The organism is Brevundimonas sp. SL130 (assembly GCF_026625805.1).
Taxonomy (GTDB): domain Bacteria; phylum Pseudomonadota; class Alphaproteobacteria; order Caulobacterales; family Caulobacteraceae; genus Brevundimonas.
Window position 1 is genome coordinate 3,130,386 of sequence record NZ_CP113064.1, and the last position, 21,801, is coordinate 3,152,186.

Below are 21,801 nucleotides of genomic sequence, written 5' to 3' on the forward strand. Positions count from 1 at the left end.
AACAGAAGTGCGCCCCCGCTGGTACGCCATCCCCGCGCACCGGCCCTTCCTCGAGGATCTGGCCGCCGGCGTCCTGGCCTGGCTGGGCGATCTGCCGCCCGAGACCCTGTCCGACGCCACCATCCTGTTGCCCAACCGCCGCGCCGCGCGCGCCTTCACCGGCGCCCTGTCGAAACTCTCGCAGGGCCGCCCCATCCTGCTGCCTCAGGTCCGGCCGTTGGGCGATCTGGAGGAGGACGAGCCGCCCTTCACCCCCGGCGCCCTCGGCCTGGACCTGCCGCCCGCCATCCCCGCCCTGACCCGCCGCTTCGAGATGGCGCGGATGATCGTCGAACAGTTCGACAGCGACCTGACGCCGATGCGGGCCCTGGATCTGGCGGATGCACTCGGCGGCTTCCTCGATTCCTGCCAGCTGGAAGAAATCCAGAACCCCGAACGGATCGCCACACTGGTGGACGGCGAAATGGCCGAGCACTGGGAACGGTCAGCCGAGTTCCTGGGGCTCGCCGTCACCGCCTGGCCCAAACGCCTCGCTGAACTGGGCCTGGTCGATCCCGCCTGGCGCCGCGCCACCCTGCTGCGCCGCCTCGCCGAACTATGGGACCACACGCCCCCGACCCAGGCCGTCATCGCCGCCGGTTCGACCGGCACCGTCCCTGCCGCCGGCGACGTGCTGAAGGCCGTGGCCAGGGCGCCCCTGGGCTGCGTCGTCCTGCCCGGCCTCGACCTCGATCTGGATGAGGCGGTCTGGGACCGGCTGGACGAACAGCATCCGCAGAGCGCGATGAAACGACTGCTGGACCGCTGTGAGATCCCCCGCGACGCCGTCCGCCCCTGGTTCCGTCCCCCGGTCGCCCCCGCCGTCGAGGCGCAAGGCCTGGCCCGCCAACGCCTGGTCAACGAGGCCCTGCGGCCTGCCGAGGCCACCGACGACTGGCGCCGCGCCATCCGCGACCTTCGCTCGACCGCCGCCGCGCGGGGCGAGGCCCGCGACCCCATCGCCGAAGGTCTGCAAGGCCTGTCCCTGCTCACCGTCCGCGCCGAGGAAGAGGCCGCCGCCGCCATCGCCCTGATGATGCGAGAGACGCTGGAGACGCCCAATCCTGATGGAACGGGCAAGACCTGCGCCCTCGTCACGCCCGACCAGGCCCTGGGCCGCCGCGTCGCCGCCCGGCTGGAACGCTGGGGCGTCGTCCCGGATTCGTCGGCCGGCGCCCCCCTGTCGCGCCTGCCTGCCGGCGCCCTGGTCGATCTGTGCGCCCGCTGGATCGCCGATCCGGTTCAGCCCCATCTGCTGCTGGCCGTCGTCAAACATCCGTTGGCCCGGTTCGACCTGGGCGACGCCCCTCAAGCCGCCGCCGTCGCCGCCCTGGAGGAACACGCCCTGCGCGGTCCTCGCCCGCGCGACTTCGCCGCCATCCGCCGTCGCCTGCTCGAGGCGGTCGAACCCGACCGGCGCGGCAAGGCCCCGCCCGAGTGGAAACGCGACCGCCTGTCGGCCGCCACCCGCCTGGTCGATCATCTACAAACCACCGTCGAGGCCGCGACCGCCGCCTTCGCCCCTGACGCCGATCTAAACACGGCCGCCTCCGCCCTGACGCGCCTGATCGAGACCCTGGCCGGCCAGGACGCCTGGGCCGGTCCCGACGGCGAGGCCGCCGCCGGCCTTCTGTCCGGCCTGATCGAGGGCGGCGCCTCGCTGGGCCGCATCGACCGGGCCGACCTGGCCGAGCTGACCACATCGCTGGTGCGCGAGACCGTGGTCCGCACCGGGGGCGCCACCCATCCGTCGCTGCGGATCCTGGGGGCCATAGAGGCGCGGCTGGTGCGCGCCGACCGGATGATCCTGGCCGGGCTGGAGGAAGGCGTCTGGCCCCAGGCCGCCCCGACCGATCCCTTCCTGTCGCGTCCGATGCGCAAGGCCCTGGGCCTGCCCCCGCCCGAACGTCGCCTGGGCCAGACGGCCCAGGACTTCGTCCAGGCCGCCTGCGCCGACGAGGCCATCCTGGTCCATAGCGAACGACGCGGCGGACAGCCCGCCGTGCGTTCGCGCTGGCTGTGGCGGCTGGAGATGCTGACGCGGGGCGCCCATTCCGCCGAAACCCCGGTCGAACTGCCCCGGCCCCGCACCGTCCTGGACTGGGCCCGCGCCCTAGACGCGCCCCCGCCCGGACCGCCGCGCTTCGCCAAACGGCCCGAGCCGCGCCCGCCGGTGCATCGCCGTCCGCGCAGCCTCTATGTCACCCGCATCGAACGCTGGGTGCGCGACCCCTACGCCATCTACGCCCTGTGGGTGCTGGGGCTGGAGGCGATGGAGCGTCCCGGCGCCTCGGCCGAGGCTATGGAGCGCGGCAACGCCGTCCATGCGGCCATCGAACGGCTGACCCTGGACTGGCCTGACGACCTACCCGACGACTGCGAAACCATACTGCACGACCATCTGCTGCGCGAACTGGGCGCGCGCGGCTTCGAGGATGCGGCCATGGCGCGCGAGGCCCCGCTCGCCCGCAACGCCGCCCGCTGGCTGACCGATTTCGAGCGCCGCCGTCGCGCGCGGGGGATCGACATCCTGGTCGAGCAACAGGGCGTGATGACCTTCGACGGCCCCGCCGGCCTCTTCACCGTCAAGGCCTTCGCCGACCGGATCGAGCTGGCCTCCGACGGGGCGGCGGTGATGGACTTCAAGACCGGGGCCGCGCCGTCCGCCAAACAGGTCAAGTCCGGCTTCGCTCCGCAACTGACCCTGACCGCCGCCATCCTGGCCGACGGCGGGTTCGAAGGCGCCAAAGGCCCCGTCACGCCCGACGAACTGACCTATGTCCGCGTGGTCGGGCGCAAGACGGCGGGCGAGGTCATCACCCGCGCCTCGGGCGCCGAGGCGGCCGACCTGGCCCAGGCGGCGCTGGAGGGACTGAAGCGCCGCGTCGCCCGCTTTGACGACCCGAACACCCCCTATGTCTCCTGGGCCGCGCCCCAGTTCATGGGCGCCCAGGGCGGCAACTACGACCATCTGGCCCGCGTCTGGGAATGGTCGGTCATCGGCGACGGCGAGGACAGCGAATGACCGCCCCCTCCCCTCAGATCATCGCGGCCGACCCGCGCCTGACCGTCTTCGTCACCGCCAACGCCGGCTCGGGCAAGACCACCACCCTGGTCAACCGGGTGGCGCGGCTGTTGCTGGACCAGGTCGATCCCGGCGCCATCCTGTGCGTCACCTATACCAAGGCCGCCGCCGCCGAGATGCAGGCCCGGCTGTTCGACCAGCTGGGCGGCTGGGCCGTGCTGGACGACGCCGCCCTGTCGCGCGAACTGGCCCGGCTGGACGACGGGGATCCGCAGACGATGGATCACGCGGCGCTTTCACGCGCCCGCAAACTGTTCGCCCGCGCGCTGGAGACGCCGGGCGGGCTGAAGATCCAGACCATCCACGCCTTCTGCGAAAAACTGCTGCGCCGCTTCCCGCTCGAAGCCGGGGTCTCGCCCCGCTTCACCGTGCTGGAAGACCAGGCCGCCACCGCCCTCAGCGAGGCCGCACGCAAGGAACTGGCTCAAACCGCCTACGACAATCCGGACGGGCTAATCGGCCTGGCCTACAGCCATTTCGCCGTCGAACTGGACTGGCAGCGGTTCCAGGCCCTGCTGTCGATGATCGAGGCCAAGCGCGCCGATCTGCTGGACTATATCGACCGCGCCGAGGCCGGAACCGCGCCCGATCCCTACGCCCTCACCGGCGCCGAGGCGGGCCGCAGTCCCGAAGAATTGGAACAGGACTTCGTCGCCTGGATCGACCCCGCCGAATGGAACCGCATGGCCGAGGCCATGGCGACCGGCTCGACCAACGACCGCAAGATCGCCGACGCCATGAGCGTCGCCGCGCCCCCCTACGCCGGGTTCGCGGCCCTGGCCGGGGTCTTCTGCACCCAGGCGGGCGAGCCGCGAAAAAGCATGGGCACCAAGTCGGCGCCGCAAGGGGCGGTCGGCTGGCTGGTCGATCTGCAAACCCAATTCCTCGCCACCCGTGAGGCGCTGCGTAAGGCCCGGATCGCCGATGACACGATCAAGGTCCTGACCCTGGCCCGCGCCCATGCCGCCTTCTACGAGGCCGCAAAGGCCCAGCGCGGCGCGCTCGACTTCCCCGACCTGGTCGCCCGCGCCGCCGCCCTGCTGACCCGCAGCGGGGCCGCCGCCTGGGTGCTGTACAAGCTGGACGGCGGGGTCGATCACGTCCTGATCGACGAGGCCCAGGACACCGCCCCCGAACAGTGGGCCATCGTCCGCGCCCTGACCGGAGAGTTCTACTCAGGCCAAGGTTCACCTCATCGGGCCTCGGGCCGCACCGTCTTCGCCGTCGGCGACGAGAAACAGTCGATCTACTCCTTTCAGGGCGCCCGGCCGGAACGTCTGCGTCAGGAACGGGCCGACTTCCTGGCCCTGGCAGAGGGCGCCGGCGAACCCTTCGCCGGGCCCGAGCTGAACACCTCCTACCGTTCGACCGAAGAAGTGCTGACCTTCGTCGACGCCGTCTTCGCCGATCCCGACCGCACCCGCGCCCTGACCGGCCCGCAAGGCGACATCGCCCGCCACATCCCGGCCCGCATCGGCCAGCACGGCGCCATCGACCTGTGGCCCCTGTTCCTCGACGAGCCCGCGCCCGAGACCGACGCCTGGGACGATCCGGTCGATCAGGAGAGCGCCGGCAGCGCCCGCAAACGCCTGGCCCGCGACCTTGCCCGCGAGATCCGCCGCCAGGTCGAAAGCGGCCTGGCCGTCTTCGACAGCCGCACCCGCGATCTCCGCCCCGCCGGCTACGGCGACTACATCGTCCTGGTCCGCCGCCGCGACGCCACCTTCGAAGAAATCATTCGCGCCTTGAAGACCGAGGGCGTCCCCGTCGCGGGCGCCGACCGGCTGAAACTGTCCAGCCATATCGTCTTCGACGACCTGATCGCCCTGGCCCGATTTGCGCTCTTCCCCGACGACGACCTGTCCCTGGCCGAGGTGCTACGCAGCCCCCTGTGCGACGTGGACGAGAATGGTCTCTACGCCTTGGCGGGCCGCGAGAACCGCAAGGCGGGTCAACTGTGGCGCGACCTGCGCGACCGGGCGCACGAACGCCCCGAATGGACCCGCGCCCGCGACCTGCTCCAGGCCGTCATCGGCGCGCGCGGCGGCGACCCGTTCGCCTTCTTCTCCCTGGCTCTGAACCGGGTGGACGACACAGGCCGCTCCGGCCGCGCCCGAATCCTGGCCCGGCTGGGCCGCGAGGCGGAAGAAGCCATAGACGAGACCCTGAACCAGGTGCTGGCGGCCGAGAACCGGGGCGCGATCGACCTGGAGGCCTGCCTCGCCCAGCTCGAGGCCGCCGACGTCGAGGTGAAGCGCGAGCTGGAAGGGGCGCGCGGCGAGGTCCGCGTCATGACCGTCCACGGCGCCAAGGGGCTGGAGGCGCCCATCGTCATCCTGCCCGACACCACCATGAAGGCGAAGGCCCAGGGGCCGTCCCTGATGCCCGCCGTCCCAAGAAGCGAGAATGGCGAGGACGAAGGCGAGGCCTGGCTGATGGCCCCCGGCTCGGCCAAGGACGACTGCCCCGCCTCGGCCGACGCCCGCGCGGCGCGCCAGGCCCGCACCGACGACGAGACCCTGCGCCTGCTCTATGTCGCCCTGACCCGCGCCCGCGACCGGGTCATCGTCATGGGCCGCGCCTCCAGCCGGGGCGCCGAGCCCGGCAGCTGGTGGTCGGTGATCGAAGAGACCTTCGACCGCTTGGGCGATCAGGTACGCGAGGTCGAGAACGGCGTCCGCCGCTTCGGCGTCGATCCCGAACGCCGTCCCGTCGCGACCGCCCAAGACCGCACGACCGCAGCCCTGCCCGCCTGGGCCGCCACGCCGCCGTCCGCCGACGCCGCCGCCCGCTTCGCCGCGCCGTCGCGGATGGAGGGCGCGATCCGCATTCCCGCCCCCTCGCCCCTGGCGCGCAGTGCGGCTGGCGGCGCAGCCCTGGGCCGGTTCCGGCGCGGCGACCTGATCCACCGACTGCTGGAGCGCCTGCCCGAGATCGCGCCCGCCGACCGCCCCGACGCCGCCCGTCGCCTGCTGGCGCGCGAGACCGATCTGGACGAAGCCCAGCGCGCCGAAATGATCGCCGCCGCCTTCTCGGTGCTGGACGACGCCCGCTTCGCCCCCGTCTTCGGCCCCGGCTCCCGCGCCGAGGTCGCCCTGACCGGCGCCCTGCCTGGACCGTCCAGCGTGGCGATCAACGGCCGCATCGACCGGCTGGTGGTCACGCCCGACCGGGTGCTCGTGATCGACTACAAGACCAACCGCCCCGCCCCCGACGCCCTGGACCGGGTCGATCCCGCCTATGTCTTGCAGGCCGCCGTCTATGTCGCCGTGCTGAAACGCCTCTATCCCGACCGCCCGGTCGAGGCCGCCCTGGTCTGGACCGACGGCCCCAAGCTGATGCCCATCCCGCAGGCGATGCTGGACGCGGCGCTCACACCTTAAGCTCCGTCACCTGCGGATTGACCCGAGGGTGACCAATCGAGGCGCGAGATCAAGGCGGCGGAGGGGCGTCCGGCAGCGGCGGCAGAGACTTTTCTTCACCCCGCACGTCCCGACGCGCCCCGCCCGGTCCCTTGCGCGCCAGAAGCTCGGCCAGGGCCGTCCGGTCCTGGACGTCCAGCTTTTCCAGCATGGCGATGGTCCCGCCCTCCAGACGCGCCCGACCACGCAGTTCAGCTGTGCGTGACTGGTCCAACAGGGCCTGGACCCGCGCAGGATCCATCTGCGGCTGCCGGGCCGCCTCGACCGCCTGACGTCGCGCATCGCGCGCCGCCTCGAAGTCGGGACGGGCCGAAAGAGCGACGGCGCGCATCGAGGTGCGAACCTCCTGGCGAGCTTCGGGGCTGAGCCGACTGATGAACTGGGGGAAGCCGCCTTCGCGGCCGGGGCGGCTTTGTTCGGCGATCCGTTCGTCCACCTTGGCCCGGCTGATCAGGAAGGCCGCCCCCCCGCCCAAGGCGAACAGGTTCAGCGCCACCGACGCCGCCAGCGCGATCTTCAGCGTGCGACCGCTCATCCCAGAACCTCCGTGTCGTCCACCGCGACCAGGGTGGATTGATACAGGACCGCATCGGCCCGCTCATTTGCGGTGACATGGGAGGTCAGGCCGACGCCCGCGACCACGCCGGCGCAGGCCGCCGCCGCCCAGCCGGCGCCGAGATAGAAGGCGATCCGGTCCAGATGGAAGCGACGGACATTGGCTTTCGGCGCGGCGGCCAGGATACGCGCAGCCAGATCGGAGGACGGCTTCGGGGCGGGCGAGGCGTCCAGCAAAGCGTCCAGCGCCGCCGCCTGATCCAGCACCGACCGCAGCGACGGATCGGCCGCGATCAGGGTCTCAGCGAAGGCGCGTTCGGACGCAGGCCACCGACGCAGGTCGGCGCCATAAGCATCCGCCAGAGCGTGCAACCGTTCCGCCTTCATCGTCCGTCTCCTCTACTCGCCCCTGGGGCTATATCCGCCAGGGCCAAACGCAGTGCGCGGCGTCCGCGCGACAATAGACTTTCCAGCGCCTCGACGCTGATCTCCATCAAGGCGGCCGCCTCGATGTTGGACAGCTCCTGATAATGGCACAGGACCACCGCTTCGCGCTGGCGATCCGGCAGGCGTTTCAGCGCCGCATCGACCCGCACGCCCGTCTCGGCCGCCAACAGGCCCCGGTCCGGCGCGGGCCCTTCGTCCGGACGATCCGGCGGAGTGTCCGTGGGAATCTCGCGCCGTCGCCGCAACCGGTCGTAGCAGAGGTTCAGCGCCACCCGGTGCAGCCAGGTGTCGAACCGGGCCTTGCCGGGCGTCCATTTCGGCGCCTGTCGCCAGGCCTTCAGCAGGGTCTCCTGGGCCACGTCCTCGGCCTCGGCCGCGTCGCCCAGCATCCGCTGGGCCAGGGCGAGGATGCGCGGCAACTTGCGCGCGACAAGCGTCTGCGCGGCCGCCGGATCGCCCTGACCCACGCGGCGCACCAGATCCTCGTCGGGGTCGACGATCGCGACCAAATCCGCCTCTTCCGCTGCTGACGAAAGGGACCGATTCGCGCGCGAAGGCCGACCCCGACACTGTTCTTACTCCGAAGCGGGGGGCGGGGAAGCCGGTTCTTGACCCGGACCTTGATGGCGGCGGTGATCGGGACGCTCGCCCCGACGGGCCGGCATGGCGGCGCGACGTTCCTCGGCGGTGACGACGCCGTTCTTGTCGGCGTCCATCTTGTCGAAGCGCTCGCCCAGCTTGGCGGCGACTTCGGCGATCACCACGGGGCCGGGTTCGCGACCTTCGGGTCCGCCCGGCGCACCGGGGCCTTCAGGACCGCCGGGACCGCGCATCGCATGGCGAGGGCCGCCGCGACCAGGACCGGGTTCGCCACGGGGACCGCGGCCGTCGCCGTCGGCTCGCTCGGCCCCGCCAGCACGTTCGGGACGGCCGGCGTCGAACTCGGCGCGGCTGAGGGCGCCGTCGCTGTTCGCGTCCAGCTTGGCGAAGCGTTCATTGGCCCGCTCGGCGCGCTTGGCCTGCATGGCGGCCTCACGCTCGGCGACGCTGACCGTGCCGTCGCGGTTGGCGTCCAGGGCGGTCAGGCGGCTGACGCGCGCGTCGACGAAGGCGGCGCGGGTCAGGTCGGCGTCACGATCCGGAGCGTCCTCAAAAGGACCGTCCATGTCATTCGGCGGCGGGGGCGCATCAGCCGGCGGCGGCGGAGGGGGCGGCGGGACTTCGGCGGTGGCGGCGCCGGCGACGGCGCCCATGGCGGCCGCCAGTGCGACGGCGCTGAGGCTGTTCAGAAAGATCTTTCTCATCTCGATATCTCCTTAGGACCGCTTGTCGCGGCCTTCGACATGCCCTGTCAGGAGATTGAACGCAGCCCCGCCTAATCTCCGTCGCGGGCCTCTTCGCGGCCGGCGGGGACCGCGCGTTCGAACGCCTTACGCGCCCGCGCCCGCAGTTCGGTCAGTTCGGTCTTCAGCGCCGCGAAGTCCTGCGCCCCCGCCGCCTCGGCCAGCCGCAGCTGAAAGACCCCTGGTTCGGCCTCGGGATCGACCCGGCCTTCGAAGGCGGCGGCCAGCAGGTGAGCCAGCCGCTGCTGAACCCGCCAAGCCTCGGCCAGGACGGGGTCGTCGTGCAAGGCATCGAGCGTCGACAGCGTAAGGGTCTCGCCGGCGACGGCGGCCTGGAGCTGGCGGTACTGGGCCGCGAACTCGGCGTCCACCTGGCCGCCGGGCGACAGTTTCAGATCCCAGAAGCCATGCGGGCGGCGCTCGCGGTCCATCAGGGCGCGCATCTTGCGGATGTCGGCGGGCACATCGACGCCAGGCCGGGGCCGCCGCAGGGCCGCCTCGATCGCGGCCGAGACTCGGTCGCCGAAAACCGGATCACTGGCCCAGACGACACGCGCGCGGGTCAGGACCATGAACTCCCAGGTCTCGGCCTCGCCGGCGTAATAGTCGTCGAAGGTGGACAGCCGCACCGAGACCGGCCCCTTGGACCCTGTGGGCCGCAAGCGCATGTCCACCTCGTACAGACCGCCCTCGGCCGTATGGGCCGACAGGGCCGCGATCAGCCGCTGGGTGAAACGCGCGTAGAAGACGTCGGCGGTCCAGCCCTTGATCTCGGACACCGTCTCGAGCGGGGCGTCATACAGGGTCATCAGGTCCAGATCGGACCCGGCCGTCATCTCGCGCGAGCCGGCCTTGCCCAGGGCCACCACCGCCACCGCGCCGGGGAAGGCGCCGCCCAGCCGTTCGGTTTCGGCCAGGGCCGCCGGAGACAGGGTGCGCATGGCGGCGTCGGCTAAGGCGGCGTAGGCGCGCCCCGCCGCCTCGGGTCCGGCGCGCCCCGTCAGGGCGTGAAGGCCGATACGGAACATCTGTTCGCGATGCAGGCGGCGCACGGCGTTCATGGCCTCTTCGAAATCCTCGGTCTCTCCCGCTTCGCGCTGGATTTGCTCGGTCAGGCCTTCCTCGTCCGACAGGTCAGCCAGAAAGCGGGCGTCAAGCACCCCGTCCAGCGCCGCCGGCTGACGCCCCAGGGTCCGGGCCAGGCGCGGCGCGAAGGCCATGACGCCCAGCACCATCTCGAACAGTTTCGGCTGGTTCAGGAACAGGGCCTGGACCTGAACCCCCGCCGCCAGGCCCGAAAAGAAGACAGCGAACCGGCGGAAGGCGTCATCGGGCGCGCCGGACCGGGCCAGGGCCTCCAGCAACCGCGGCGCCAGGCGGGTGAACAGTTCGCGGCCCCGCTCGGTCCGGGTCGCCGGGATACGGCCATGGTGCCAGCTGCGGATGGTGTCCGCGACCGATGGAGCCTCGGAAAAGCCCATGCGGCGCAGGGTCTCCAGCGTCTCGGGATCGTTCTCGACCCCGGTGAAGACCAGGCTGCCATAGCTGGAATCCAGCTCCTCGCCGCCCTCGAACAGTTCGCCATAGCGGGTGTTGACCCGCACCAGCAGGGCCTCGACATGGGCGTCGAAGGCGACAAGGTCGTCCCAGCCGGCCAGGGCGGCGACGGCCGCGCGGGCCTGGGCGTCCTCGGGCAGGCGGTGGGTCTGCTCGTCGTCCAGCATCTGGATCCGATGCTCCAGCCCGCGCAGCCCGACATAGGCGGCGGACATCTCCTGGGCGACAGGCGCGGAGATATGGCCGGCCCGGGCCAGGGCCGCCAAGGCGTCGAGGGTGCGCGTCGCGCGCAGGTCAGGGTCGCGCCCGGCTAGGATCAGCTGCTGGGTCTGGGCGTAGAATTCGATCTCGCGGATGCCGCCCCGGCCCAGTTTCAGATTGGCCCCGGCGGCGTGCAGCCCCTCGCCCGTCTTGTGGACGTGGATCTGGCGCTTGATGGCCTGGATATCGAGGACGGCGGCGTAGTCGAGGCTGCGCCGCCAGATAAAGGGGCGCATCGCCTTGACGAACCGGGCGGCGGCGCGCGGGTCGCCCAGCACCGGCCGCGCCTTGATGAAGGCCGCCCGTTCCCAGTTCTGGCCGACGCTCTCGTAATAGGCCAGGGCCATGGGGCCCGACACCACCGGCGGGGTCGAGGACGGGTCGGGCCGCAGGCGCAGATCGACGCGGAAGACATAGCCGTCAGCCGTCCGTTCGGTCAGCAGGCTGGCGATCCCCTTGCCGACGCGGTTGGCGAAACCCTGCATCTCCTCGCCCTCGCGCAGGGCCAGGCCCATCAGGCGCGGCTCGAAGAAGAGGGAGATGTCGATGTCGGACGAATAGTTCAGCTCGTTGGCGCCATGCTTGCCCATGGCCAGGCCGAACAGGCCGGGGATCGGCCCGCGCGGATCATCAGGCGGCGATACCAGGCGGCCCCGCGCCCGCTGCTCCGCCGCGACAGCGCGCAGGGCGGCGCGACAGGCGGCGTCGGCGAAACTGGACAGGGCGCCGGTGACTTGATCCAGATCCCAGACCCCGCCCAGATCAGCCAGGGCCGTCAGCAGGTGCAGATCGGCCTTCAGCACGCGCAGAGGGGCGCGCACATCGTCAGGTTCGGCGTCCAGGGCGTCGGTCTCGGCGAGGATGCGGATCAGACCCGAGGTCGGGTTGATCTCCAGCAGCCGACGCAGGTGGGCGGGGCGGCGACGCATCAGCCCGGCGAGATAGGGCGAGGCGCCGGCCACAGACGCCAGGGCCGGCCAGGCGGCGTCCAGGGTCTCGCGCCAGCCGTCGGCCTCGGCGGCCTGGGTCAGGGTCTCCAGCAGGCGGTCGGCCGCTGCGGGGTCCGCGACGGGGCCTGCGGGGGTCAGGCTTTCGAACAGGGGTTGGGGCTTGAGATCGGGCATTCAATTCTTCCGCTCATCCCCGCGGACGCGGGGACCCAGTGCTTTCGCTCGGCACTGTGTTGGACCACGATCCCGACACGCGCCACAAGCCTGATCGCCCAAAGAACTGGGTCCCCGCGTTCGCCGGGATGAGCGGAAATCTCTAAGTTTGCCCCGCCGGCGGCAGCACCAGGGCCACCCGCAGGCCCGGCCCGAAGCCGTCATAGGCGCCGGGGCCTTCGTCCAGCACCACCCGGCCGCCGTGGGCCTCGGCCACCGCCGTGACCAGGGACAGGCCCAGGCCCGAGCCCGGCTCGGTGCGGCTGTTGTCCAGGCGCACGAACCGCTGGACGACGCGCTCGCGGTCCTCTTCCGGCACGCCAGGGCCGGTGTCGGTGACGGAATATTCGATCTCACCCGACGAGCGCCGCCGCGCCCGCAGCTTCACCGCCCCGCCCGCCGGCGTATATTTGATGGCGTTGTCGATCAGATTGGCCAGGGCCTGGGCCAGGAAGGGCTGGTTGCCCTCGATCATCAGGCCGGTCTCGACCTCGGATGAGAAGTCGATGGACTTGTCCTCGGCCGCCGGTTCGTAAAGCTCGGCCATGTCGGCGGCCAGTGCGGCGGCGTCCATCAGCTTCGGGTCCGGCGCGCCTCCGGCCTGAAGCCGGGCGATGGCCAGGACGGTGTTAAAGGTCTTCAGCAGGTGATCGGCTTCGTCCAGGGCGATGCCCAGGGCGTCGACTCCATTGATCTTGCCTGCGTCGGCGTCGATCAGGGCCACCTCCAGCTTGGCCCGCATCCGCGTCAAGGGCGAACGCAGGTCGTGGGCGATGGCGTCGCCGGCATGGCGGATCGAGGCCATCGACCCCTCCAGCCGATCCAGCATGGTGTTCAGCCCCTGGCCCAGTTCGTCCAGTTCGTCGCCGGTGTGGCGGATCACCGCCCGCTGTTTCAGGTCGCCGTCCTGCACCGCCTGAACAACGCGGTTCAGCCCGCCCATGGCGCTTTCGACCCGACGGCTGATGTAGAGGCCGCCCGCCAATCCCAGCAGCATGACCAGACCCATGGCGCCCCACAGGGCCTGGGTCAGGCGCGACAGATATTCCTCAATCCCGCCGATGTCCTCGCCGACGAACAGGGTGTCGCCGCCCGCCAGCGGCATGATCACCCCGATAGACCGTCGGGTCTCGACCCGGCCGTCAGGATCGGTGTCAGTCAGACGGAAGGTGCTCCACTCGCCCTGCCCGACTTCCGGCGTCGCTTCCAGATCGAAGGGCATGACGGACAGGTTGCCGGTGACGATCTGCCCGTCCGGCCCGGTCAGCAGATACAGATAGGGGCCGCCCCGGATGGTGCGTTCGACCAAGGCCTGGTTCAGGGCGTCGATCCCGCGCGTGCGGTGGACGGCGGTCAGGGCCTCCAGCTCGGTCTCCACATCCGTCCGCGCCCGCGCCTGGGCCTCCGACGCCGAGGCGAAATAGACATAGGCCAGGATCGCCCCCGCCGCCGCCACGAACAGGGCCAGGAACAGCAGCGTCAGCCGGAAAGGCGTGCGGCGAAGGAGGGAGGGGAGGCGCATGGGTCTAGCAGGCGGCGACGGCGGCGGTGGTTAGTGAGGAGTGCTAGTGAGCGAGGGGTGAGCGAGGCCGCGACCTTCATCGAAATCGCAGCTCACTTCTTGCTCACTAGCACTCTTCACCCCTCGCCACCGACTTCTACGCCTCCAACCTATACCCCGCGCCGCGCACGGTCTGGAGCATCGCCCGGTCGAAGCCCTTGTCGATCTTGGAGCGCAGGCGGCTGATGTGGACGTCGATGACATTGGTCTGGGGGTCGAAATGATATTCCCACACCTTCTCCAACAGCATGGTGCGGGTCACCGACTGGCCGGCGTGGCGCATCAGGAACTCCAGCAGCTGGAACTCGCGCGGCTGAAGGTCGATCTCAGTCGTTCCGCGATGGACGGTGCGGGCGATCAGGTTCATCTCCAGGTCGCCGACCTTGAGCACGGTCTGCACCCCGCCGGTCTCGCGACGGCGCGACAGGGCCTCGACCCGGGCGATCAGTTCGGCGAAGGCGTAGGGCTTGACCAGATAGTCGTCGGCGCCGGCCTTCAGGCCCGTGACCCGGTCCTCGACCTCGCCCAGGGCCGACAGGAACAGGACCGGCGTCTGGTCCCCGCCCTTACGGACGGTTTCCACCATGCCGACGCCGTCCAGGCGCGGCATCATCCGATCGACCACATAGACGTCATATCCGCCCTTCTGGGTCTCCAGCAGGCCGAAGGCCCCGTCCACGGCATGGGTCACATCATGCCCCGCTTCGGACAGCCCCCGCACCATGGCCGTCGCCGCCTCTGCGTCGTCCTCGACCACCAAAATCCGCATGGAACCCCTCCCGGAATCAAAATCGCCGCCGATGGTAGCGCATCGGCGGCGATTGACGAGTTAAGGCTTGGTCAGATTGAAGATCAGTTTTTCGGCAGCCTGGGTCGGATGGCCTAGCGTTCAAAACCAGCTTGAGCCGCACTCTGTGTTCAACAAAAAATGAACCCGCTTAACCGCACCGTCAAGTTGACAAACACGCCCCCTCAAGGCGAACTGATAGCGCCCTTGGATCGCTGGGGCACCCAACCTTGGAGGACAGAGTGAAAAGAACGCTGATTGCCCTGAGTTTGCTTGCGTCAGCTATAGGCTATCCCGCCTTAGCATCACCGGCAGCTTCATCTCATAAACCGACCTCAGTGAGAGCAGTGACGGTTTGCATAACCAATCACTATCCGGATGGCGAACCTTTCTTGGACTGCCAAACCGTGTACTTCTACGATGACGAAGTCGTCCAAGCGTAACCATCGTAAAGAATAGCCCGCCATCAGAACAGCGATGGCGGGCTACGCATCGCTCTATTCTTTAAAACTCAGCACATAGGGTACGTTACCCCTGCTGCGTACCCAGATCAGAAGATAAGCTCCGGATCGACCAGACGCTTTTGCCGAATCTACCGCGTTCCGGAAGTCGTCCACGGTTCTTACGGGCGTGTTCTGAACCTGCTGGATCACGACGCCTTGCCCAAGACCAGGATCGACGCCGCTGGCGACACCCGTGATCGCCAGACCCTCGACAGTGGCAGGCGCACCAAGACGCTGACGTAGCGCGGGGGTCAGCGGCGCTACGGTCAAGCCTTCGACCGTTGCCGGGGCGCCGGGCGGCGAATTGGGCACGCTGCCGTCCTGGTTATTCAGTTCCGTCTCTGTCGGGCGAGAACCAGAACGGGCCGTAATGGTCAGGCGACTTCCGTCACGCAACACATCCATCCGCAGACTATCGCCCGGCTTGGCGGCGCCAACCAGACGAGTGAGCTTGGTCGAAGAGTCGATCGCTTCGCCGTTCAGCGAAACGATAAGATCGGTGAAGCGCAGCCCCGCCTTGTCGGCAGGGCCGTCGGGCGTCACTTCTGCAACGAGGGCACCCTTCTGATCCACCTTCAGGCCCAAGGCGCCCAAATCGTCAGGCGTAGGGGTGCTGACTTTGACGCCCAAATAGCCGCGCTCGATGACTTCGCCACGCATTAGGCGTGACGTGATCTGTTTGGCGATTTCCGCAGGAATGGCGAAGCCGATGCCGACCGAGGATCCGGTGGGAGAAAGAATGACAGAGTTCACGCCGATCACGCGGCCATAGATGTCGAAGGTCGGGCCGCCTGAATTGCCACGGTTGATGGCGGCGTCGATCTGAAGAAAGTCGGTGTAGGCGGACGAAGCATCCGGCAGGATGCGCGCCTTAGCCGAGACGATACCAGCGGTCGCCGTGCCGCCTAGCCCGAATGGATTGCCGACAGCGATAACCCAGTCGCCGACTCGCGGCTCGGCCGTCTCTTCAAAACTAACGTATTTGAAGTTGTCGCCATCTACCTTGATCACCGCCAGATCCGTGGCCTCATCACGCCCGATCAGCCGCGCCGTCAGTTCGCGGCCGTCCGACATCTTGACCTTGATCTCGGTGGCGTCGGCGACGACGTGGTTGTTGGTGACGATGAAGCCGTCCTGCGAGATGAAGAAGCCCGAACCGGCGCCCTGGGTCGTCTGAGGCTCGGCCTCTTCGCCTTCACCGCCTTGTCCCTGGGGCGGGACGAACTGGAACGGCAGGCCGGGGATCTGGAAGGCGCCGCCGCCCTGGGGCTGTTCGACCTTGACCGTCACATCGATCTGAACGACGGCGGGGGCGACCTGTTCGAAGATGTTGGCGAAGCTGTTGGGCGCGCCGGGCGGGGGCGAGAAGCTGTCGCCGTTGGCCGGGACGGGGGTGATCCGGTTCACCGCCTGGGGATCGGCGTGGGCGCCGGGCCAGTTGATGACGCCGCCGGCGGTGGCGCCCGCCGCCAGGGTCAGGCCGGCCAAGGCCCCGAGAATGAACTCTTTGCGCTTCAGCATCTTGTCCTTGCGATCCTCTGTCGGGGCCGAGCGGGCCCCGCATTCGCGTTTGATATAGGTGGAACGGGCGAGACGCCAATTCCAACGTTCGATGGTTGATCCCGACTAACGCCCGTCGTGAGGCGAGCTTGCGTCAGGATCGCGGCGAAGCTTCTCATTTTGCAGAACTTCGTCCAGGCGGCGCTCTTCGTCAGGCGACAGGGGCGCGGCCTCGGCCGGGCGGCGACGCGCGCGCAGCATCAGGACGGCGGCGGCCGACAGGACGAGGGCGAAGGGACCGAACCACAGCAGCCAGGTCCCGACCCGCACCGGCGGGGTGAACAGCACATAGTCGCCGAACCGCCGCACCAGGTCGTCGCGCACCGCCTGGTCGGAGGCGCCTGACGCGATCTCCTCGCGGATCAGACGGCGCATGTCGCCAGCGACGCCCGCCGGACTGTCTGCGATGGCCTCGTGCTGGCAGACGACGCAGCGGACATCCTTGAACAGAGCCTGGGCGCGAGCCTCCTGGGTCGGATCGCTCAAGGGACGGTCGGGGGCGGCCGGAGGCTCGGCCGCCGTCAGCATGATCGCCAGGACCGGCGCGGCCAGCAGAACCCACAGCCGCCTCACGCCGCCGTCCTCCGCCGCGTGCCGACGCCCAGCCGCAGGCGACGGTCCAGCAGGGACAAAAGCCCCCCAAACGCCATGATCATCGGCCCTAGGAAGATCAGCCGCGCCCAGGGATTCCAGTACAGGCGCACAACCCAGGCCGGAGCCTCCGGCGTCCCGGCCCGCTCGCCCATCACCACATAGACGTCGTCCAGACCCCGGAAATCCAGGCCCACCTCGGTCGTCGTCTGACCGCCCGTGGGGAAGAAGCGGCGTTCGGCCGTGACGGTGCTGGCCCGGCCTCGGTCGTCCGACGGGCGCACCGTCAGTTGGCCTTGTTCGGCCAGATAGTTCGGGCCTTCGACCACCCGAACCTGATCCAGTGTCACGGTCCAGGGGCCGGCGGAGACGCTCGAGCCCAGGGACAGGGCGCGCGCGGCCTCGGCCTTGAAGCCGGTCTCGACCACCGCCCCCAGGATGAAGACGCCCAGGCCCAGGTGCGCCAGGCTCATGCCCCAGGCGCCCAGCGGCAAACCTTTCAGGCGGCGCAAGGTCTCGACGCCCGAGGTGCGGAACAGCCGCGCCCGTTCGGCGACCTCCGCCAGCGACCCCAGGATCAACCAGGCGCCCAGACCGACGCCGGCGGCGGCGAACGCCCTCCTGGGCTCCCACAGGGCGTAGGCCGCGAGGGCGCTGACAAGTGCCAGGCCCGCCGCCACGGCCAGTCTCTGCATCGCCCCGGGCAGATCGCCGCGCTTCCACGCCAGCAAGGGCCCGGCGGGCAGGATGATGAAGGCGACCGTCATTAGGGGCACGAAGGTGGCGGCGAAATAGGGCGGGCCGACCGAGATGGTGGCGCCGGACGCGGCCTCCAGGATCAACGGATAGAGGGTGCCCAGCAGGACGGTCGCGGCGGCGGCGGTCAGGAACAGATTGTTGAGCACCAGCGCACCCTCGCGGCTGACCGGGGCGAACAGGCCGCCGCCCTTCAGCTGGGGCGCACGCCAGGCGAACAGGGCGAAGGCGGCGCCGGCCGTGACGCCGAGGATGGCCAGCAGCATCAGGCCCCGCTGGGGATCGACGGCGAAGGCGTGGACGCTGGTCAGAACGCCGGAGCGCACCAGGAAGGCGCCCAGCATGGAGAAGCTGAAGGCCAGCAGGGCCAGAAACACCGTCCAGCCCGCCAGGGCCCCGCGCCGCTCGGTCACCACGGCGCTGTGCAGCAGGGCCGCGCCCGCCAGCCAGGGCATGAAGCTGGCGTTCTCGACCGGATCCCAGAACCACCAGCCGCCCCAGCCCAGCTCATAATAGGCCCAGAAAGAGCCCAGGGTGATGCCGACGGTCAGAAAGGCCCAGCTAGCCAGGGCCCAGGGCCGCACCCACCGGCCCCAGGCGGGCCAGAAGGCGGTCTGGGCCCGGCCTTCGATCAGGGCGGCGACCGCCAGGGAGAAGCAGACGGAGAAGCCGACATAGCCCGCGTAGAGCAGCGGCGGATGCACGGCCAGGGCCGGGTCCTGAAGGAGCGGGTTCAGCGACGCCCCCTGGAAGGGCGCGGGGTCCAGGCGGGTGAAGGGGCTGGAGGTGAAGACGGCGAAGGCCAGGAACAGCGAGCCCAGCGCCCCCTGCGTCGCCACGGCCGAGGCCTTCAGCCCGAACGGCAAACCACGCGCCCGCGCCAAGGCGCCGCCGAAGACGGTCAGGACCAGACACCACAGTAGCAGCGACCCTTCGTGACTGCCCCAGGCGCCGGCGACCTTGTACAACATCGGCTTGTCGGTGTGGCTGTTGGCCGCGACGTTGGAGACTGAGAAGTCAGAGACGACGAAGGCATAGATCAGGGCCGCGAAACTGAGAGCCACAGCGCCCGCCGCCGCCAGGGCCGCCCCTTGCGCCGCACCCGCCAGCACCGGACTGCGCCGCGCCCGCCCCACCGCCGACAACACCGCCTGCAAGATCGACAGGGCCAGGGCCAGAGAGAGGGCGAAGGCCCCGAGTTCGGCGATCATAGGCTTTCGGTCGCGCTATCGGCCTGCGGCCTGCTTGAGCGCGTGTTCACGGCGGGGTTTTCCGGCCGCCACTCGCCCTTGGCCTTGATCCGGTCGGCGACCTCGCGCGGCATATAGTTTTCGTCGTGCTTGGCCAGGACCTGGCTGGCGTGGAAGACGCGGTCGGCGCCGAACGACCCCTGGGCCACGATCCCCTGCCCCTCGCGGAACAGGTCGGGCAGGTCGCCATGATACTGGACCTGGGTCACAGCGATATTGTCGGTGACGGTGAAGACCACGACGCCGTCGCCGGACTTGCGCACGCTGCCGGTCTCAACCAGGCCGCCCAGACGGATGTTGCGGCCCTGCGGCGCCTTGTCGGCGGTGGCCTCGGACGGCGAATAGAAGAAGGTCACGCTGTCCTGCATGGCCCACAGCGACAGGCCGACAGCCAGGGCCAGGATCGGGGCGACCGCCGCCACGACCCACAATCGACGGCGCGCCTTCGGCGATTTCGGCAGCCAGCTCATGGGTTTGCGGTTCCGCTCCCCGACGGAATTTTCTTTCCGTCTATAGGGGCCTGCGCCCCGCGCCAACGCGTCATTGCGCCCTCGGCAGGCGGCGTTCCAAATCCTGGCGACGCGGATCGGCCGGGTCCAGGGCGGCGATCAACGGCGTCCACTGGGCGCGCGTCGCCGCCGCATCGCCCCGCTCGAACGCCGCCTGCCCCAGGAAGAAGCGCGCGCCCAACTGGTCCGGATCCAGCCGAACCGCCTCACGGAAGGCGGCCTCGGCGTCGCCGCCGATCCGGCCGTCATTGGCCCGCACCAGGCTTTCGCCCAGCCGCGCCCAGGCCTGAGCGTCGGTCGGCTCCAGTTCTATCAGCCGGCGAAAGGCCGAGGCGGCGCCCAGAGGGTCCTCGGCGGCGAACCGGGCCGCGCCCAGCATGGCCAGAGCCTGGCGATCTTGCGGATTATCGCGCGCGACCCGCGCCGTCACCGCCGCCAGTTGCGCCGGTTGCAGAGTCTCCAGCTGGGTGGACCACTGATCAACCCGCCGCTCATAGGCCTGGTCCGGCAGACCCGGCGACGCCGTAAAGACATAGAGGGCCAGCGCCCCCGCCGTCGTCGCGCCGATCCCGCCCAGAACCCACAGCCGGTCATGCCGGCCGACCACAGGCGTCGCCGCAGCCACGGCCTGTCCCGCCAGAAGCCGCCGCCCCGCCTCGGCCCGTGCAGCGGCATGGGCCGCCTCGTCCAGCAGGCCGCGCGCCTTCAAACGGTCCAGTTCGTCCAGTTCACGGCCGCCCACATCGGCGTCGGCGCCGGCCGGATCGGCCCCACGCCGCGCCCCGGTCAGCACCAGCAGGCCGGCCATCGCCGCCGCCAGACCGGTCATTATCCAGAAGACGATCATCCCCGCCGTCTATCGCATCAGACGACGCCGGGCGAGGCCCCAGAGTTCGCACCTGTGGTCGCACCTGCGGTCGCACGGGCGGCCTCGGCGGCGGCGGCGCGGCGTCGCACCGCCCGCGCGGCCTCCAGGGCTTCGATCAGGGTCAGGAAACGCGCCGCCACGCCGATCAAACGCAAGGCTTGATCCGGATTCTCCACATCGCCGTCCGCCACACTGTCCAGCGCCTCGTTGGCCCAGGTCGACATATAATCCGTCAGCTCGACCTTCAACCCCATCCGGTCCGCCTCGCAGCCGAAGGTGGTGGCCGCGCGGCGCAGACCGGAGACAGCGGACAACAGGGCCGCCGCCGCCTCGATGGCCTCCCCCTTGGCCGGGGCCTCCAGCCAAGGACACAGGCGCGTCATCCGCCCGGTCAGCACCTGACGCTTCATCGGCAAGGCCGCATGGACGGCGACGGAGGTGGACTTCATCAGGCCCGACAACTGGCCGGCGACCTGAACCCTGGCCATTCGTGCGGCCCGTCCCCAGGGCGAGTCGGGACGCACCTGAAGCGTCATATCCATCTCGGCCAGAACCCCGGCGCACCAGGTCACGTCGGCCACCACCTCGGCCATGACCGTCTCGTCCTGAAGCGGACGGGCCGCGGCGATGCGTTGTCCCCGCGTTTGCACCGAAGCCAGCAGGCGCTCGACGAAGACCCCCATGTCCGAATGACTCAGGATGATCTCGCTGTCCGCCAGCCGACTGGTCTGGGTCACGACCCGCAGCATTCGTTCGGCGTCGGCGACATGGGCGAACAGGATGTCGATCATCCGTTGCCCCCCGTCCGACGCGACGGCCACAGCGTCCTGAATCAGCAGCCTCAGCCCCGCCAGCTGATTGTCGTCAGGCCGCTCCAGCCAGGCCGGCAGGCGCGGCAAGGCGCTGCGGGCCAAGGGGACCAGATCGAAACAGCCCGCCAGCTCGGCCGGCGTGGCGGGGGGCGCGCCCGTCTCGGGCTTGCGATACCCGGGCCAGACCTCGCCGGGTCGATCCCGCAGCACCGCCGCAGCATGGGCGCACAGCCGGTCTGCGACCAGGGTCCATTCGCCGTGAGAGGGGCCGGCCCCATCCAGCAGACTGAGAAACGACTCTTCGTCCCGTCTCGCCTCGCGCCATATCCGCGCCAGAAGGAAGGATGGGAAAACCAGGGCTGGGGTGGCGTCTGCGCGCGGCTGAAACAGGGGCAGCAGGGGGGCGAAGGCCGTGTCGCGACGGACGCGGTCGCGCGCCTCCTGCACGATCATGACCGCCAGCTCCGCCGCCTTTCCACCACCCAGGGCGGGCACGGCGGCGCCCAGCTGGGTCAGGGCGGCGTCCGGCGCGGCCTGAACCACCGCCTGAAGGGCGGCGCGATGGGCGGCGGACAGCGAGGACAATTGACGCTCCCGTCAAAGGAGGACGAAGACGACACCGTGCCTGCTTTCCGTTAACAACGGCTTCTCGCCTCGCGCCGCCCCTTGAGCCGGGACCACGAGACGCCATATTCGCGCCACGACGCCGGGCGCCAGAGTCTCGGGATACGG

At 70.0% G+C, this 21,801-nt stretch carries 15 protein-coding genes; 2 read left to right on the plus strand and 13 right to left on the minus strand.

The window, feature by feature from the left end:
* The first annotated feature begins 7 nt into the window (after positions 1-7).
* Positions 8-3,064: a double-strand break repair protein AddB gene (gene addB / locus OU998_RS15275; RefSeq protein ID WP_267514512.1), complete on the plus strand. Its 3,057-nt coding sequence runs from the start codon at positions 8-10 to the stop codon at positions 3,062-3,064.
* A complete protein-coding gene (gene addA / locus OU998_RS15280; RefSeq protein WP_267514513.1) occupies positions 3,061-6,507 on the plus strand; it encodes a double-strand break repair helicase AddA in 3,447 nt (1,148 codons plus the stop codon). Before addB ends, addA begins: the two co-directional genes overlap by 4 nt.
* Before the next feature lie 49 nt (positions 6,508-6,556).
* On the opposite strand, the gene OU998_RS15285 is transcribed toward addA, so the two are convergent.
* From OU998_RS15285 to OU998_RS15345, 13 genes are all read right to left on the minus strand, one after another.
* Positions 6,557-7,081 (minus strand): periplasmic heavy metal sensor, encoded by a 525-nt coding sequence (locus OU998_RS15285; RefSeq protein ID WP_267514514.1) that lies wholly within the window; start codon positions 7,079-7,081, stop codon positions 6,557-6,559.
* Entirely contained in the window at positions 7,078-7,488 is a 411-nt protein-coding gene (locus OU998_RS15290; RefSeq protein ID WP_267514515.1) for a hypothetical protein, read from the minus strand. The genes OU998_RS15285 and OU998_RS15290 overlap by 4 nt, the downstream gene beginning before the upstream one ends.
* The gene (locus OU998_RS15295) at positions 7,485-8,057 is read right to left on the minus strand and encodes an RNA polymerase sigma factor (protein ID WP_267514516.1); all 573 of its coding nucleotides are present in this window, start codon (positions 8,055-8,057) and stop codon (positions 7,485-7,487) included. Before OU998_RS15295 ends, OU998_RS15290 begins: the two co-directional genes overlap by 4 nt.
* A gap of 66 nt (positions 8,058-8,123) precedes the next feature.
* Positions 8,124-8,852 carry an EF-hand domain-containing protein gene (locus OU998_RS15300; protein ID WP_267514517.1) on the minus strand — a complete coding sequence of 243 codons (729 nt, stop codon included), beginning with the start codon at positions 8,850-8,852 and terminating at the stop codon, positions 8,124-8,126.
* A gap of 71 nt (positions 8,853-8,923) precedes the next feature.
* Positions 8,924-11,833, minus strand: coding sequence for a bifunctional [glutamine synthetase] adenylyltransferase/[glutamine synthetase]-adenylyl-L-tyrosine phosphorylase (locus OU998_RS15305; RefSeq protein WP_267514518.1), 2,910 nt, complete (start codon positions 11,831-11,833; stop codon positions 8,924-8,926).
* Positions 11,834-11,975: 142 nt separating this feature from the next.
* On the minus strand, positions 11,976-13,394 hold the full coding sequence (locus tag OU998_RS15310) for a sensor histidine kinase (protein WP_267514519.1): 1,419 nt from the start codon (positions 13,392-13,394) through the stop codon (positions 11,976-11,978).
* 136 nt (positions 13,395-13,530) lie between these two features.
* Positions 13,531-14,202 (minus strand): response regulator transcription factor, encoded by a 672-nt coding sequence (locus OU998_RS15315; RefSeq protein ID WP_183196194.1) that lies wholly within the window; start codon positions 14,200-14,202, stop codon positions 13,531-13,533.
* A 515-nt stretch (positions 14,203-14,717) separates the two neighbouring features.
* Positions 14,718-16,244 (minus strand): trypsin-like peptidase domain-containing protein, encoded by a 1,527-nt coding sequence (locus OU998_RS15320; protein ID WP_267514520.1) that lies wholly within the window; start codon positions 16,242-16,244, stop codon positions 14,718-14,720.
* Positions 16,245-16,349: 105 nt separating this feature from the next.
* Entirely contained in the window at positions 16,350-16,856 is a 507-nt protein-coding gene (locus tag OU998_RS15325) for a cytochrome c-type biogenesis protein (protein ID WP_267514521.1), read from the minus strand.
* Positions 16,853-18,841: a heme lyase CcmF/NrfE family subunit gene (locus tag OU998_RS15330; protein ID WP_267514522.1), complete on the minus strand. Its 1,989-nt coding sequence runs from the start codon at positions 18,839-18,841 to the stop codon at positions 16,853-16,855. Before OU998_RS15330 ends, OU998_RS15325 begins: the two co-directional genes overlap by 4 nt.
* The gene (gene ccmE / locus OU998_RS15335; protein WP_267514523.1) at positions 18,838-19,350 is read right to left on the minus strand and encodes a cytochrome c maturation protein CcmE; all 513 of its coding nucleotides are present in this window, start codon (positions 19,348-19,350) and stop codon (positions 18,838-18,840) included. Before ccmE ends, OU998_RS15330 begins: the two co-directional genes overlap by 4 nt.
* A 70-nt stretch (positions 19,351-19,420) precedes the next feature.
* Positions 19,421-20,236: a c-type cytochrome biogenesis protein CcmI gene (ccmI, locus tag OU998_RS15340; RefSeq protein ID WP_267514524.1), complete on the minus strand. Its 816-nt coding sequence runs from the start codon at positions 20,234-20,236 to the stop codon at positions 19,421-19,423.
* Positions 20,237-20,253: 17 nt separating this feature from the next.
* Positions 20,254-21,654 carry a hypothetical protein gene (locus OU998_RS15345; RefSeq protein WP_267514525.1) on the minus strand — a complete coding sequence of 467 codons (1,401 nt, stop codon included), beginning with the start codon at positions 21,652-21,654 and terminating at the stop codon, positions 20,254-20,256.
* Between the last annotated feature and the right edge of the window lie 147 nt (positions 21,655-21,801).

Bases quoted from the DNA above. Each gene is read 5' to 3' on its own strand.
- addA (WP_267514513.1), top strand. From the start codon at position 3,061: ATGACCGCCCCCTCCCCTCAGATCATCGCGGCCGACCCGCGCCTGACC.
- OU998_RS15285 (WP_267514514.1), bottom strand. From the start codon at position 7,081: ATGAGCGGTCGCACGCTGAAGATCGCGCTGGCGGCGTCGGTGGCGCTG.
- OU998_RS15290 (WP_267514515.1), bottom strand. From the start codon at position 7,488: ATGAAGGCGGAACGGTTGCACGCTCTGGCGGATGCTTATGGCGCCGAC.
- OU998_RS15300 (WP_267514517.1), bottom strand. From the start codon at position 8,852: ATGAGAAAGATCTTTCTGAACAGCCTCAGCGCCGTCGCACTGGCGGCC.
- OU998_RS15305 (WP_267514518.1), bottom strand. From the start codon at position 11,833: ATGCCCGATCTCAAGCCCCAACCCCTGTTCGAAAGCCTGACCCCCGCA.
- OU998_RS15310 (WP_267514519.1), bottom strand. From the start codon at position 13,394: ATGCGCCTCCCCTCCCTCCTTCGCCGCACGCCTTTCCGGCTGACGCTG.
- OU998_RS15315 (WP_183196194.1), bottom strand. From the start codon at position 14,202: ATGCGGATTTTGGTGGTCGAGGACGACGCAGAGGCGGCGACGGCCATG.
- OU998_RS15320 (WP_267514520.1), bottom strand. From the start codon at position 16,244: ATGCTGAAGCGCAAAGAGTTCATTCTCGGGGCCTTGGCCGGCCTGACC.
- OU998_RS15330 (WP_267514522.1), bottom strand. From the start codon at position 18,841: ATGATCGCCGAACTCGGGGCCTTCGCCCTCTCTCTGGCCCTGGCCCTG.
- ccmE (WP_267514523.1), bottom strand. From the start codon at position 19,350: ATGAGCTGGCTGCCGAAATCGCCGAAGGCGCGCCGTCGATTGTGGGTC.
- ccmI (WP_267514524.1), bottom strand. From the start codon at position 20,236: ATGATCGTCTTCTGGATAATGACCGGTCTGGCGGCGGCGATGGCCGGC.